Below are 13,191 nucleotides of genomic sequence, written 5' to 3'. Positions count from 1 at the left end.
TCAGCCTCGCGCAGCGCCTCCGGGTGGGCGACGGTGTCCATTAAAAGCAGGGTTCGGTTGGTGAGTTTCGTGAGCGGAAGCGGGCTCCTAGGAACCATCGGGGTCATCAGCGCTTCCTGCTTTTTGGGCGCCGCGTCGTGGTTTCGGGCGGTGTGCGCCCCGGCGGGGGCCTGGATGACGGACCTCCGGCCAGTTCTCAGCGGCACTGGAAGCCGAGGTGTTATCCAGGGCGTCGGCGCTCATGCTGCGATATGTCTGTATCAGGGCGGCGATGTGCTCAGGGGAGACCTCGGTGTTGACCACGAGGGCGGCGAGCAGTTGGGAGCGGCTGACGTTCTCGCGGGCTGCGAGTCCGGCCGCGACGAGTTGCTCGAGTCGATCGTCGACGGCTTGGGGCCAGGTGACCAGGGTGTTGCGGCGTTGAGCGCGCCACAGCAGTTTCATCGCCGCTCCCACGCTGATCATGATCTATATTCAATATATATTGCGTGCATGGTGAGCATGCTGCAAGCCCCGTCCCGGCCACAGACACAAGACTGTGAGCCGCCTGCTGCGGTGAGGATCGCCGGGCGGATGCTGCGGCCCACGCCGGTCTTCGACACTTATTGGCGTTTTGCCGCAGCCAGGCAGCAGGTGTACCTCGCGCGACTGGGGGAGGCGCCACCGCCCGCATGCCAGGATCCGGTACTGGCACAACACCGCTTCACGAACTGCTTTCGCGCTGCGGACCGGGTCAGCCAGTACTTGATCGGCCAAGTGTCCTACCGCGGAGATCAACAGTGGCGCGAGGTGTTCTTTCGCACCGTGCTGTTCAAGGTCTTCAACAAGATCCAAACGTGGCAGCTCCTGGAGAAGCATCTAGGTGAGGTGACCTGGAGCGGCTATGACTTTCGGGTCCTGGACGGCGTGCTGTCGAAGACGTTCGCGGCGGGGGATCGGCTGTATTCCGCGGCCTACATCACTCCTCCGCCGGCGCTGGGGGAGCAACGCAAGCACAGCAACCACCTGCGGCTTATCGCATTGATGATGGACCAGGAGGCGCCGGAGCGGGTGCAGCAGGCCGCGTCGATGCGCGAGGCGTATGAGGTGCTGCTGGCCTTTCCGGCGATCGGCCCGTTCCTGGCCTACCAGTACCTGATCGACCTGAACTACGCGGCGCAGATGCCCTTCTCGGAGATGGACTTCGTCGTTCCGGGCCCAGGAGCTCGCGATGGGATCCGTAAATGCTTCGGTCCTGCGGCCGGCGGCCTGGAGGCTGAGGTGATCCGCTACATGGCGGACACCCAGCAAGAGCACTTCGGTCGTCTTGGGCTGTCGTTTGAGGGGCTACGGGGTCGTCCCCTGCAGCTGATCGACTGCCAGAATCTGTTCTGCGAGGTCGACAAGTACGCGCGAGTGGTGCACCCGGAGGTCGCCGGTATCAGCGGGCGTAGCCGCATCAAGCAGCTGTACCGGGCCGATGCCGCCCCCTTGAGCGCGTGGTTCCCGCCCAAGTGGGGAGTCAACGCTTAACACTCCAGCCGGTGAGAGCCCGGCAGCCGGTGCGCTGATCAGGCAGACAGCTGCGTCTGGTTCTGAATCACCGGACGGATGGCGGTGACGTGCTTTTCGATCTGGGCGTGGCCGGCGATCACCGTCAGGCTGCCCGGATGTACTTTCGCCTGCTGGGCAAGGTAGGCCAGTAGGCGTCCTAAGCCCAGGTAGTTGCCATAAGCGCGGGCCACCATGTAGTGGCTGCGATACAGGGCTACCGCGTGCAGGGTGTGCGCGCGATCCAGCTGGAACGAGCAATGGCTCAAGCACGGGAAACCGCGGTACTTGTTGTCGGTGCCGGCGACGTGAACCGAGGTCGACCAAGTGCCCTCCTCCGGTTCGGTGTCGTGAGGGTGGACGACGTCCATCTCGTAGGCGGCGCTCATCGGCCCTCGGCCAGAGGTCTGTAGGCGAATGCGGGCGATCAGGGTGGTCAGCTGGTCGACCGGGCCTTTCTTGCCGGGGTAGGCGACGATGCGGCCGAAGTAGGTTCCGCTCCTGTTTTGCGGGTCGATGCGCATGAGCGGTTCGTACATCTGTTGGTAGCGGTGCACCAGTTCCTCGGGGGAGGAGCAGGTGGCTGCCAGCCCGGCGGGGAAGAGGGTGTTGGCGACCGTTTCGATGGGCGCATATCCGTGCTTGTCACGGACCTGGTCGAACTGAGCCCGCACCTGCGGGTCCTCGGCAGCGGCGTTAGCGATGCGGACCACGGTGTGAAAACCTTTCTGTCCCGGATTGGTTTTCACATCCAAGGCCCGGCAGGCGGCGGCCCAGGCTAGGGAGGTGTTCTTCGCGGCGACGCTGAAGGTGTGCATCAGTGCTCCTGAGATCGTGACGGCTAGCGCGGCCTGGCAAGAGCTGGGGTCGGCGCGGTCAGGTCGGCCAAAGCTCCAGGACGCCGACGCGCGGCGACTGCCGCGCGACGGTGACCTCAAGCAAATCGGCAGCGCCCGGCACGCGGATCGTTACCGTGGCCGTGCCGGTGAGGGCGTCGGTGACCTCTGCGACAGTTGCGGGGGCATCCTCGTCCCAAAACAGCTGCCCTTCGGGGTTGTCGGCGGGGACCAGGCAGTCAGGTAGCGCGTCAAAGTGAGCGCCGGGAGTGCGCAGCACGACCAGGTCGCCCATGTCCACCCGCACCGTCGCCTGGTGAGCGGTCATGTTGATCACATGGACATGTGCCTTGCTGGGCACCGGGCCACCGGCCAACGCCGTCTTGATCGCGGCGGGTTTGGTTTTTAGCCAGGCGGCCTTTTGTGCTCGCGTCAGGAGCCGCAGCCGGTGCAGGTGGTTCACGGTCCCGGTGTAGGAGGTGCCTAGCCAGCGGGCTACTTGGTAGGCGTGTTCGGGCATTCGGGGGCGCTCGACACCGATTCGCCGCAGCGCCGAGCCCACTGCGGGCGGGGGCATGAGGAACCACGCTGCGAAGGCTTCCGCGGTCTTCTCCTCATCGGGCCAACTGCCATCCCCCCAGCCGACGGTACGGTCCAGTTCCTTGTCGAGGGCGGTGCCATGCTCCAGGCAGTGGTGACCTAACTCATGTGCCGCTGTATGCCTTTGGATGACGATGTCCAATTTTTCGTTCAGGAGCACCGCCGGCCCGCCGTCATGCGGGGAAAAGTAGATGCCAAACAGGCGCGGCATGGGCCGCGCCATCCCGACCAGCCCGGCTTCTCGTAACGCGCCGTGCACGTCAACGTAGTCGTCGCGATCGATTCCCAGGTCGCGGTGGGCCTGCACGGCCGCCATCGCGGCGACCGCGTGGGCGACGTCCCAGTTCACTCAGCCAGCCTGGACGGCGTCACGTGTCCGCCGCCTTGCTCTGTGTCCGGTGCCTCCTCCTGGGCGCGCCGGTACTTCAAGAACTCGGCGAAACTGAGGACCTCCTCCCAGTCCCCAGCGGTCAGGCCGACTAGGGCGCGGGGCATCCCGGCCAGGGCATGCTCACCCGGATCGGCGTCTTCTTCCTTGGCCAGGAAGTAAGACACCGGCCGGGTGTAGAGGCGGGCGAGCTTCTTGAGCTCCAAGCTGTCGACGCGCCGGGCGCCGCGTTCGATGTCACTGACCGCGGAGCGTGGAATGCCGGTCATGTCGCACACGTACTGCTGTGACATGCCCAGGTAGTCGCGGGTGTGACGCAGTCGTTCGGCGAGCAGGTCCAGTTCGGGGTCGCGGTTACGCGCGTCGGCCGAAGCAGGGGTCATGAGTGGTGCCTTTCCTTGATCACCTTCAAGACGGTGGCGGCGAAGGTGTACACAGACCGCGTGGAGCGGGCGGTTTCTTCGTTGGGGGGAACGGTGATGCCGTAGCGCTCCTCGACCTGGGTCAAGATCTCGACGACCAGGATCGAGTTGACCGGCAGCTCCTGGCCACTCTGTTCCAGTTCCATGCGCAGTTCGCCGGGGTCGCGGTCTTGTCGTTGCGCCAGGAGTTCCAGGACGAGGGTGACGATGTCCTCCAGGGACGGCTCGAGCGTTTTCAGGAGTCTCTCCCGTTCGTCGGATTATCCGGCATCACTGTTCTACTATACGACAACGTCGGCGATGCCGACGGTCGTGCCGGGTTATCCAACAGGAGGCGTGATGCACTTCAACCGTTACCAACAAGCGGCGATCAAGACCCTTCAGCCCGCCGCCCCCGGCGCCGACCCTGTGATGGTCCCCTTGCTCGGCCTGACCGGTGAGGTCGGATCTCTGGCCACCGCCTACAAAAAGCACCTGCGCGATGGGCCTGGCATGGCCTCCGGCAAGCATCTCTTACGCGAGGAACTCGGCGACGTCCTGTGGTACGTCGCGGCCCTCGCGCACCGCTTCGACCTCGACCTGGAAGACGTCGCCGCCGCAAGCCTCGTAAAGATCAACGACTGGTGGCTTACCACCCCCACGGCTGAGCGCGTCTTCTTCGACGCCACCTTCCCCCAGGCTGAACAACTCCCGCGACAAGCCACCCTCACCTTCACCCTGCAACAACGCGACCGCGATGGCCGCAGCGTCGCGGTACTGACCCACGACGGCAGGCCGTGCGGAGACCCCCTCACCGACTCCTCCCACATCGACGACGACTACCGCTTTCACGATGTCTTCCACCTGGCCCACGCCGCCGTCCTGGGCTGGTCCCCCGTCACACGCTTCCTGCTGCGCTGCAAACGCAAGAGCGACCCCAGGATCGACGAGGCCGAAGATGGCGGCCGCGCCATCGCCATCGAAGAAGGCATCTCCGCGCTTGTGTTCGCCTACGCCGCCCGCCACGGCTACTTCGAGAACGTGCGCCACATCGACCACGAGTTCCTCAAGACCATCGCCACCATGACCTCCCACCTCGAAGTGAGCGTCCTGCGCGCGGCCGACTGGGAACAGGCGATCATGACCGGATACGCCGCTTGGCGACAGCTTCGCGCGAACGGAGGAGGCACCCTTCACCTCGACCTGAACCAGCAGACGCTAACTGTCGAGTAACCGCAGCCCGGCCCGCGAACGCCAGCGGCCCGCCAGGAGTGGGCCGCCTTGAAGAAGGATCAGGAAAAGTCTCATTCGATCTTGGACTGTGGTGGTGTTGGGATGACCGCCATGGTGGTCACGAAGCGCGGCAGCGTGTCCGGCGCCGGTGGCCACGAGGTCGGCTCGGCGCGTTGCCAGCCGTGCGCAGCCAGCGTCTGGTCCATCCAGGCGCTGACCTGTTCGGGGGAAAGACCCCGCCGGGGCGGGCGCAGCGCCTGGTCCTCGGGGGCGCCTGGCAGCTGCAGGCGCCAGCCTCCATCGGGTCCGGGCCGTCCCCAGATCCACCGCAGGATCGCCGACCGCAGGCCGGGGGCGTGGACCAGGCGGTCGTGCACCGCGTCGGCCGCTGGAGGTGCGGGGGGCGGGCAGGGGGCCGTCATGCGCGCTGTCCGTCTTGGCAGGGGGCGCCGAGAGTGCGCAAAACGTTGAGTGCGGCCAGGGCGTCGGCCCGTGCCCGGTGGCCACCGTCCAGCGGCAGCCACCGGCCGATGCGGTACCAGGTGGACAGGGCCTCCATCAGGCACTCCCACCGGTCGCCGCCGGGCAGGACGGCTGGATCGAGTCCGGCGTTGGCGTGCGTGGCCGCCACGGCCCGGCGGTCGAAGTCGGCGTTGTAGGCCAGGATGCGGCGATCGCCGATCGCGGCCAGCAGGTCGGGCAGGACCTGCTGCCAGGTGGGTGCGTCGGCCAGCTCGGCGTCGGTGATGCCGTGCACGGCCCGGGCGCCGGGCTCGACCCCCACGCCTTCCGGACGGACGAGGGTGTCCAGCAGCACCCGGCCGTTGCAGGCGTCCAGAACGCAAATTTCCACGATCACGCCGTGCAGGCCCGTCGTCTCGGTGTCAAGCACGACGGCCTCGCCGGGCTGCTGACAGGTGCGGGCCCAGCGGATGACGCGGCCGACCGCGGTGGACAGGGTGATCTGGTCGGCGTACGGGCGGGCGCCGTGGTGAGCGGCCAGCGCCGCGGCGACCTCGGCCTTGGTGGGGTGGCCGTCCTCGTTGAGCTCCCAGTCGATCGTCCACGTGTCGCCGGCGTTCCACCAGCGCGGCCAGACCTCCACCGAGTAGGTGTCGCCGAGCTGGGTGCAAAACGCGTGGACGGCGGCGGCCCGGGTGGCGGGCAGGCGGGTGTGCTCGCGCAGCGGGGAAGGCTCGCCGGACTTGACCGCCCGTACGGCCTCCCAGTCCACGCCGGGCACATCGGTCAAGACGGCCTCCAGGTCGGCCACCCGATACAGCGGCACCTCGACGCTCTTGCGCACGCCCACCTCGCGGGTGGCGTAGGCGGCGGGCCTGACCCATCCGGCGGCGACGATGTAGTCCAGGTCCGTGCGACGCATCTCCAGGTGCACCGCGGCCTGGTCGGGTCCCAGCAGCTGCTCGCCGCGGACGCTTTCCATCAGGTCCTCGTCCTGGGCCAGGGCGGCGAGGTCGGCCCGGCCGAAGCGGCCGAAGCGGCCCGGAGTGATGGTGCGCTCGGCGACCACGCGGGTCAGGTCGGCCTCTTTCCAGCCCAAGAAGGCGGCCGCCTCGCGCGGCTCCAGCGAGTCGGCCAGCCACGCGGTGCGCACCCCGACCAGGTCGGCCAGGACGGCCAGGTGCTGCTCGTCGGCGGCCAGGGCGTGCAGCGCGGCGACGTCGTAGAGCTCCCAGCCCTTGTAGTCGCCCACCACGCTGGTCAGGCCACGCTCGGCCAGATCTTCGATATCGGCGGCGGCCACCGCCAAGCCGGTCAGCTCGGCGAGCACCTCGGCGCTGCGGCGGGCCCCCAGCGGCTGCGGCGGCGTCGCGGCGCGCAGCTGCTCGGCGCGGCCGATGAGTTCGTCGGCCAGGGCCCGGGTCCAGAACTCGCCCCGGTCCGGCGCGGGCAGCACCCCGGCCTCCCGGGCGCGTTTCCAGTCGCCCCAGCTCATGCCCAGCGCCTCACGAAGCTGCGCCTCGTCCAGGTCGTCGGGCAGGCTGCCCAGGATCTCCTGGCGCCTGGCCACCAGGTCGTCGACGACCGGTCCCGACCAGCGAGGGGTCTTCATGTCCGGCGGCGGGACGAGTTCGGCCGCACGGGCGCGGGCGAGCTGGTCGGCGCTGATGCCCATCGCCTCCTGCAACTGGGTGGCGGTGTGGGCGGTCCTGCGGCGGGCGGCCTTCGTGGTCGTCGTGGTCTGGTCGGTGCTCACAGGAAGCTCACCCGTCCGATCACGGCCATCAAGTCCCCGGCGCGGGCGGCGTTCTCCAGCGCGGCCTGGCTGCTGTCGGCGACCGGGCCGCACAACAGCACGTGCTGGACGCGATCAAGCAGGTCCCACCAGTTATCGGGCAGCCGCACCGCCTCCGGGGCCTGCCACAGGGTGATGTCGTCCCCCCCTTCGGCGTCGACGTGGGCGATCTCCTCGATCGAGCGTGAGGCGATCTCGGCCCGGATGCGCCAGGCCGGGTCGACCTCGGGCGAGGCGATCAGGTCCCAGGACTGCCAGCCGTGCGAGGCGCAGCGGGCCCGCAGGTCCTCGACGCCGGCGCCGGAGGACTCGGGGGCCAGCACAAGGGTGGGCAGCGGTCCGGCGGGGGAGGTGACCGTGCCCGGGTACAGGACGTAGCTCACCGGCGGCCCGTCGTCGGCCTCGTCCTCGTCGGCCTGGTCGTGGGGCAGGTCGAGCAGGACCGGCGAGGCGATGGTGGCGCCGCCGGCGGCCCAGTGGTCGAGCGCGTCGTCCAGGACTTGTGCGAGGTCGCCGTCGCTCATCGCCTCGATCGCCGCCCACGCCCGGGTGCCTTCGCCGCTGTCGTGTGCTTGTCGCACCAGCGGGTGCCATGCCCGGGTCGGCGGGGAAGCCAGCGGGCCCGCGGTGGGCCACAGCCCGTAGACACCGCCCGCGAGCACCGCGACAGTGGGCCGGTCGGCGAGCAGACGGGGAATGAGCAGCTTCTGACACGAGGCGCATCCCGCCCGGCAGCCCGCGACGGTGGCGGCCGCCAGGCGCAGGTCCACCGTCTGGCCCGCGGCGTAGGGGAGCTCAGCCAAAAAGCGGAGGTCGGGAGCGGAGTGGTCGACGTGGAGGGCGGCCTGGCTGTACGGCTCGCCGGTGGTGGCCATCCGCTCTCGGATGGCGCGCTTGCGATTGTCGGTCGCCATGATCGGTCCTCATGGGCCGGGGTCCCACGCACCCCGCCCAGGTCGCGATCAGCATCAGCAGGGCGAAGTCGTCTCATTCGCGCGGAGCTCTGCTCCTTGTCCTCATCACCGCCCGGCGCGTGGGGCCGGCGGTTCGGAAGCGGGCGGGCACGAGCCGCCACTGCCTCCGAAGAGTAGAGCGGCCCGCCGAGAATTTCCATCGCATCCGGCAGGCCGCTCACGATCGACCTCTGTCAGGCCCCGGGGGAAGGGGGCGGCGTCCGGCGGTTGGTGTTCATCAGGGCCAGCCAGGCCGGGTGATGACCGCAGGAGATGAAGTCGGCCATCTCCTCCGGCGGCCAGTCCTCGGTCAGGCCCGCGCTGATCTCAGGGTCCCGGCCGCCGTCTCCGCAGACGCGGCAGGTGCGGATGTGGGTGGCCATGTCGAAGACCTGGGCGGCACTCCAGCGGGTGCTCACGGCCGGCCTGCGAAGGTGCGCTCGGCTTTCCTGGCCCTCTGCTCGGCCCGGCGCTTGGGCGCGGCCAGGTCCTTGGTCGTGGTGTTCCTCACGGTTGTCCCGTCCTGCTGCGAAGAGGTCCGCACCGACCGGTGCGGGTGCGAGGATGAGCGGGCGTCCGGGGCCGGTAACGACGGCCCCGGGCGCGCTCAGGGGTGCGTTCACTTCTGCTTGCGCTTGGTGTTCTTGCGGCCGTTGACGTCGCCGTCGCCGTCGCCCAGGTGGACGGTGCCGTCGTTGTGGCCGATGACGGTGCTGCTCGTGCTGGTGTGGGTGCTCACCGTGTTGCCCCGGGTGATCGATCCGGTGGTGATGTCGCCGACGACGATGTCCTCGCCCTCGATGCTCTCGATGCCCTCGATGTGGATGGACTCGCCGTCGAAGAAGATCTGTGCCATGAGGTTCTCCCTGCCAGGTGATGGGGGTGGATGGTGCGGTGATGTCGAGGGTTCAGGCGACCGTGATCACGGGTGTCGCCTTTTCGTGATCTTCAGGGCTGCGGTGACGGTGGCTGTGAGGGTCGTCTCGACAGGGGCGCCGTGCCGGTGGGCGACGTAGATCAGGTATCGGTTGCGCTCAGGGGAGGGGCACTGGCTCGGTGCGCCGAGCACGGCCCGGCCGGTGCGGACATCCAGGCCCCATTCGACGTTCGTGGTCATGCCCGGCAGGGTCTTCATGTCCCTGGGGATCCAGAACAAAATCGCATCGGCGCCATCCCGAGCCGCTGACTCCCAGTCGACCTGGTGCTCGTAGCGCTCGGCGCGTCGGCGCCCGCGGGACTCGGGGCACAAGACGGTGAGCGGCTGGTCTCCATCCCATTGCGCGGCCAGCTCGTCGATCGCCTCAGGCCGCCAGGACGGCACCGGGGCAGCCTGCTCAGGGGTGGGGCCGGCGAGAAACACCGAGGGGCCGGCCGGGATGGGCTCCCGGGCACACACCAGCCGGATGTTGGCCGGCACCTCCCCAAGGGTCCAGTGCGGCTGAGCCGCGGCGGCCTCGGCGGCGGCCTTGCGTGCCGCCGCCTCGTGCTGCGGCGTCCAGGGCAGCGGCAGCTCGTCGCCCTGGCGGCGGGGGACGACGTGGACGTGCAGGTGGAACACGCTCTGCGTCGCCGCCGCCCCCTTGGACGTGATCACGTTCACGTTGTCCATCCCCGCGGCCAGCTCGGCGGCGCGCGCCATCACCGTGCTGCTGAGGGTGGGATCGACGCCGACGTCGGCGACGTGCCGGCGAGGGATGACGATGACGTGCCCGGCGGTGGCGCCACCGGAGCGGGGGGTGAAGGCGATCGCGTCGTCCCATTCAGCGATGACACGGGCGGGGGCTCGGCCTGCGGCGATCTCGCAGAAGATGCACTCGGCAGTCATGATCAGGCTCCTTCGGTCCTGCGGGCGTGGTTACGCGACGACGGGTTTGGTGATGTCGAGGTGGTCGACCTCGACGCCGTAGCCGGCCGCGCGCAGCCAGGTGGCGACCTCTTCGGCGATGGCGACCGAGCGGTGGCGGCCGTCGCGGCCGACGAAGTGCCCGCGGACGATCTGGTGGGTGGGGTTGCCCCAGTGCTCGACGAGGGTGCGCAACTGGTCGGCGGTGCGGCCGACGATGTCCAGGGCGCCGGGGGTGTCGAGCACGTAGGCGCGCACCTCGGGATCCAGGCCGGTGAGCTGGATCATCCGCTCGCGCACCTCGGGATCCTCAGGCGGGTTGCGTAGCGCGGTGGTGACGTTCACCGCTAGCGCGACCTCCTCGCCAGGGGCTTCGCGGTGCAAAATCCCGTAGCTTTTGAGCACCACCTGCAGGAGGTATCCGCCGGGCGGCCGGGTGGTGACGACCTCGGCCGGTGTGCGGTCTCGGTAGTCGATGCCTTGGGAGGCCAGGTCGGCGTAGACGGTGTCGCGGCTTACCCCTGCGGTGCGGGCGAGGGTGGCGATGGTGTGTGTCCCGGCGCGCCAGGCCGCTGCGGTCAGGCGGGGGCGGATGTGGGTCTGCTGCTGGGCCCAGGTGGCCAGGGCCCGCAGCGCGGCCTGTCGGGCATTGACTGGGGGAGGGTCGGGGGTCTGGTTCGCGTCCATGACCTCATCATGTGTCGAACCATTCGACATGTCGAGCGAATCGACACTTCTATGTCCGGTTGGTTACAGCGCCTCGGAGTCTCGCTCCAGGGCGCCGGCCTGCGCGGGAGGTTCGGCCTCTGCGGCCCGAAGGAGCGGCTCCAGCACCTGGCGGTGCGGCTCCAACATCCGCAGCGTGCGTTGCAGCACCCAGTCGGGCATCGAGTCATCGTCAGGCGAGCCGGCAGGCGAGGAAGGGAAAGTCATGGGTCATGCTCACCTGACCTGCTGATCGACCGCAGGGCATCTCGGGACATCGCCTCCCGTGAGCAGCTCGGATGCCTACTTTTCCAGCCTGTGCCGCGGTGTTCGCGGTGAACGCTCACACCGTGCTGTCGTTACAGCCGCCCCTGGTCGGGCATGATCGGAGGGTGCTGACCCCCCGGCGCCTAAGCGCTTTTCTGCTGTCCGGCGTGTTGAGCGCCACCGCTCTGACCTCCCTCGCCCTCTCCCCCGCTTCCGCTTCTGCCTCTGCTGCGGTCGCCGCGCCGGTTGAGCAGGCCGTCGCCTCCGGTATGCCGACCCCGATCAGTGCGGCCGCGGCCCGTACCGCGCTGCGCGCCCTGAGGGTCGCCGCGCCGCGGTCGATGGCCGGCTACAGCCGCGCGAAGTTCCCGCACTGGATGAGCCAAGCGCGCAAGGGCGCCGGCTGCGACACCCGGGAGGTGGTGCTGGCTCGCGACGGACGGGGCGTCACCCGCGATGATGAGTGCCGGGCGGTCTCGGGCAGTTGGCGTTCGGTGTATGACAACCGCACCTACACCCGCGCCGCCAGCATCGACATCGACCACATGGTGCCCTTGGCCAACGCCTGGCGATCGGGCGCCAACACCTGGAGCACCCAGCGGCGCCGCGCGCTGGCCAACGACCTGACCCGGCCGCAGCTGATCGCGGTCTCGGCCACCTCCAACCGCTCCAAGGGCGACCAGAGCCCCGATCAGTGGCAGCCGCCCCAGCGCTCCTATTGGTGCGTGTACGCCCGCGCGTGGGTGCAGGTCAAAAAGCACTACACGCTCAGCGTCACCAGCCCGGAGAAGAAGACCCTGACTGCGATGCTGGACACCTGCAGGTAGCAGGGGCGAGACGGGCTGGCGGAGCGGAGCAGCGATGAGCAAGGCGACCGGCAGGAGGGTCGGCAAGGTGGCTGGCACCGCGTCCGCCAAGCGATATCGGGGCAAGGCTGTGGCCGGGCCGGGCGGGGTGATGACCGACGAGGCCGGGGTCATCACCGGTGATCTCACCGTCGCCATCACCGTCTCCGGTGATCAGGTGCAGGTACAGGTGCAATACACCGGCGCTGAGGAGTGGTACACCCTCACCGGCAGTCCCGCCCCGCTCGCCGGCCGCACTGGGTCGGCGGTGAAGACCGCCATCTTGCGCGCCATCCGCGCCGGGCTCCCCGAAGGACTGACCTGAAGCGCGACTCCTTTGATAGCTACTCAGGCCCAGGGTGGCGTCGCTCGTCGCCACCCAGTGCTCCGCGCCCCGCGGGCTACCTGCCATGCCGGTGAGCCATGACAAAACTCGGCTCAGCGCTCGCCTCGCATGATCGCAGCCGCATCCTCTTGCGTTCCGCCTGCGGCGAGCGCGAGCCGGGTGAGGGCGGCGTCTTGGTCGAGGCGGGCCAATGCGGAGATGAGGGCGCTCAGCTCAAAATCCATACCGCCATGCTGGCTCCGGCCGCTGATCGTCCGCAGGCAGAAACGATGAAGACCCCGCCTTAAGGAAGCAGGCAGGGTCTTTGCGCCGTGCGGCTATCGGCAGTCGATCCATGCGGCTCGGGAGTTGTTGTATGAGCAGGAGTCGATGAGTTTGCCGGATCGGTCTCTCACATACCCGGTGTCCGAGGTCTGGTTCCAGATGTAGGCGAACGTCCCTCCGGCCCGGCCCCAGTAGCGGGTCGTGGCGGTATCCCTGTCCTTACCCGTCCGCACGGTGACCGTCTTTCCCGGCCCGAGAACGAACGTCCCGAACCTGTAGACGTGATCGGGCCTGGTTGTCTTGTCGCGCAGCGTCCATCCCCCGAGGTCGATCGCCCTGCTGGTGGTGTTCTTCAGCTGCGCCCACTCGCCGTTCAGGCTGCTGTTGGCCCCGTTGTCCGGCGACCCTGGCGAGTTGTAGTGAATCTTCGTGATCTGGATCGCGGGCAGCGCAGCGGCCTGCGTCGGCGCAACGGGAACGAGCGCCACTGCCACGATTGCGGCAGCAGACAAAGCCAGGGGGAAGGAACGCACCAGTGGAGTCCTCAAGCTAGGAAAAGTGGGGCAGTGGTCAGACGGCCGGCTTGTGAGCCAGGTTGACCGGTGGGCCTCGTTTCGTTGGGGCTCCAGGGGGCTCGCCCCGAAGTGTGGACACCGGTTGTTATGCGGCGAGCAGCACCCCATCGATGGTCTGCTGCTCGTAGTCGATGGGGCTGAGGTAGCC

General features: G+C 68.6%; 19 protein-coding genes. 4 read left to right on the top strand and 15 right to left on the bottom strand.

The genetic code is table 11. From position 1 onward, the window contains the following. Positions 1-87 precede the first annotated feature (87 nt). On the bottom strand, positions 88-465 hold the full coding sequence (locus ACIBCT_RS37310; RefSeq protein ID WP_399196728.1) for a hypothetical protein: 378 nt from the start codon (positions 463-465) through the stop codon (positions 88-90). 27 nt (positions 466-492) lie between these two features. Between ACIBCT_RS37310 and ACIBCT_RS37305 the strand changes: the two genes are divergently transcribed. Beyond that, the gene (locus ACIBCT_RS37305; RefSeq protein ID WP_399196727.1) at positions 493-1,512 is read left to right on the top strand and encodes a nucleotide kinase domain-containing protein; all 1,020 of its coding nucleotides are present in this window, start codon (positions 493-495) and stop codon (positions 1,510-1,512) included. A gap of 38 nt (positions 1,513-1,550) precedes the next feature. On the opposite strand, the gene ACIBCT_RS37300 is transcribed toward ACIBCT_RS37305, so the two are convergent. Genes ACIBCT_RS37300 through ACIBCT_RS37285 form a run of 4 tightly spaced genes read right to left on the bottom strand, consistent with a single transcriptional unit; the run spans position 1,551 to position 3,961 of the window. Further along, the gene (locus tag ACIBCT_RS37300) at positions 1,551-2,348 is read right to left on the bottom strand and encodes a hypothetical protein (RefSeq protein ID WP_399196726.1); all 798 of its coding nucleotides are present in this window, start codon (positions 2,346-2,348) and stop codon (positions 1,551-1,553) included. A gap of 58 nt (positions 2,349-2,406) precedes the next feature. Continuing rightward, the gene (locus ACIBCT_RS37295; protein ID WP_399196725.1) at positions 2,407-3,315 is read right to left on the bottom strand and encodes an ImmA/IrrE family metallo-endopeptidase; all 909 of its coding nucleotides are present in this window, start codon (positions 3,313-3,315) and stop codon (positions 2,407-2,409) included. Further along, positions 3,312-3,737: a helix-turn-helix domain-containing protein gene (locus ACIBCT_RS37290; protein WP_399196724.1), complete on the bottom strand. Its 426-nt coding sequence runs from the start codon at positions 3,735-3,737 to the stop codon at positions 3,312-3,314. The genes ACIBCT_RS37295 and ACIBCT_RS37290 overlap by 4 nt, the downstream gene beginning before the upstream one ends. Then, positions 3,734-3,961 carry an acyl carrier protein gene (locus ACIBCT_RS37285; protein ID WP_399196782.1) on the bottom strand — a complete coding sequence of 76 codons (228 nt, stop codon included), beginning with the start codon at positions 3,959-3,961 and terminating at the stop codon, positions 3,734-3,736. The genes ACIBCT_RS37290 and ACIBCT_RS37285 overlap by 4 nt, the downstream gene beginning before the upstream one ends. Positions 3,962-4,115: 154 nt before the next feature. Between ACIBCT_RS37285 and ACIBCT_RS37280 the strand changes: the two genes are divergently transcribed. Continuing rightward, positions 4,116-4,988 (top strand): nucleoside triphosphate pyrophosphohydrolase family protein, encoded by an 873-nt coding sequence (locus ACIBCT_RS37280; protein WP_399196723.1) that lies wholly within the window; start codon positions 4,116-4,118, stop codon positions 4,986-4,988. A gap of 71 nt (positions 4,989-5,059) precedes the next feature. Here ACIBCT_RS37280 and ACIBCT_RS37275 read toward each other — a convergent pair whose 3' ends face one another. The 8 genes from ACIBCT_RS37275 to ACIBCT_RS37240 all read right to left on the bottom strand — a co-directional run bounded on the left by ACIBCT_RS37275 (position 5,060) and on the right by ACIBCT_RS37240 (position 10,929). Then, positions 5,060-5,410: a hypothetical protein gene (locus ACIBCT_RS37275; protein ID WP_399196722.1), complete on the bottom strand. Its 351-nt coding sequence runs from the start codon at positions 5,408-5,410 to the stop codon at positions 5,060-5,062. Beyond that, entirely contained in the window at positions 5,407-7,206 is a 1,800-nt protein-coding gene (locus tag ACIBCT_RS37270) for an exonuclease domain-containing protein (protein ID WP_399196721.1), read from the bottom strand. Before ACIBCT_RS37270 ends, ACIBCT_RS37275 begins: the two co-directional genes overlap by 4 nt. Continuing rightward, positions 7,203-8,159: a hypothetical protein gene (locus ACIBCT_RS37265; RefSeq protein WP_399196720.1), complete on the bottom strand. Its 957-nt coding sequence runs from the start codon at positions 8,157-8,159 to the stop codon at positions 7,203-7,205. Before ACIBCT_RS37265 ends, ACIBCT_RS37270 begins: the two co-directional genes overlap by 4 nt. Before the next feature lie 233 nt (positions 8,160-8,392). Continuing rightward, positions 8,393-8,617, bottom strand: coding sequence for a hypothetical protein (locus tag ACIBCT_RS37260; RefSeq protein WP_399196719.1), 225 nt, complete (start codon positions 8,615-8,617; stop codon positions 8,393-8,395). Positions 8,618-8,817: 200 nt separating this feature from the next. Next, positions 8,818-9,054, bottom strand: coding sequence for a hypothetical protein (locus tag ACIBCT_RS37255; protein ID WP_399196718.1), 237 nt, complete (start codon positions 9,052-9,054; stop codon positions 8,818-8,820). A gap of 66 nt (positions 9,055-9,120) precedes the next feature. Beyond that, positions 9,121-10,023, bottom strand: coding sequence for an HIT domain-containing protein (locus ACIBCT_RS37250; RefSeq protein ID WP_399196717.1), 903 nt, complete (start codon positions 10,021-10,023; stop codon positions 9,121-9,123). Positions 10,024-10,053: 30 nt separating this feature from the next. After that, positions 10,054-10,728 carry a hypothetical protein gene (locus ACIBCT_RS37245; RefSeq protein ID WP_399196716.1) on the bottom strand — a complete coding sequence of 225 codons (675 nt, stop codon included), beginning with the start codon at positions 10,726-10,728 and terminating at the stop codon, positions 10,054-10,056. 63 nt (positions 10,729-10,791) lie between these two features. Next, positions 10,792-10,929, bottom strand: coding sequence for a hypothetical protein (locus ACIBCT_RS37240; RefSeq protein ID WP_399196715.1), 138 nt, complete (start codon positions 10,927-10,929; stop codon positions 10,792-10,794). Between the two features lie 116 nt (positions 10,930-11,045). Here ACIBCT_RS37240 and ACIBCT_RS37235 point away from each other — a divergent pair, with 116 nt between their 5' ends. Further along, positions 11,046-11,840 (top strand): HNH endonuclease family protein, encoded by a 795-nt coding sequence (locus ACIBCT_RS37235; RefSeq protein ID WP_399196714.1) that lies wholly within the window; start codon positions 11,046-11,048, stop codon positions 11,838-11,840. A gap of 34 nt (positions 11,841-11,874) precedes the next feature. Continuing rightward, on the top strand, positions 11,875-12,183 hold the full coding sequence (locus ACIBCT_RS37230; protein WP_399196713.1) for a hypothetical protein: 309 nt from the start codon (positions 11,875-11,877) through the stop codon (positions 12,181-12,183). A gap of 113 nt (positions 12,184-12,296) precedes the next feature. On the opposite strand, the gene ACIBCT_RS37225 is transcribed toward ACIBCT_RS37230, so the two are convergent. Beyond that, positions 12,297-12,428: a hypothetical protein gene (locus ACIBCT_RS37225; protein WP_399196712.1), complete on the bottom strand. Its 132-nt coding sequence runs from the start codon at positions 12,426-12,428 to the stop codon at positions 12,297-12,299. 93 nt (positions 12,429-12,521) lie between these two features. Further along, on the bottom strand, positions 12,522-13,001 hold the full coding sequence (locus tag ACIBCT_RS37220) for a lamin tail domain-containing protein (RefSeq protein WP_399196711.1): 480 nt from the start codon (positions 12,999-13,001) through the stop codon (positions 12,522-12,524). Positions 13,002-13,191 lie beyond the last annotated feature (190 nt).

The sequence above is a fragment of the Streptosporangium sp. NPDC050855 genome, assembly GCF_044456585.1.
Taxonomy (GTDB): domain Bacteria; phylum Actinomycetota; class Actinomycetes; order Streptosporangiales; family Streptosporangiaceae; genus Streptosporangium; species Streptosporangium longisporum.
Note: the sequence above shows the minus strand (reverse complement) of the source record. Positions and strands in the feature narration are given on the sequence as shown.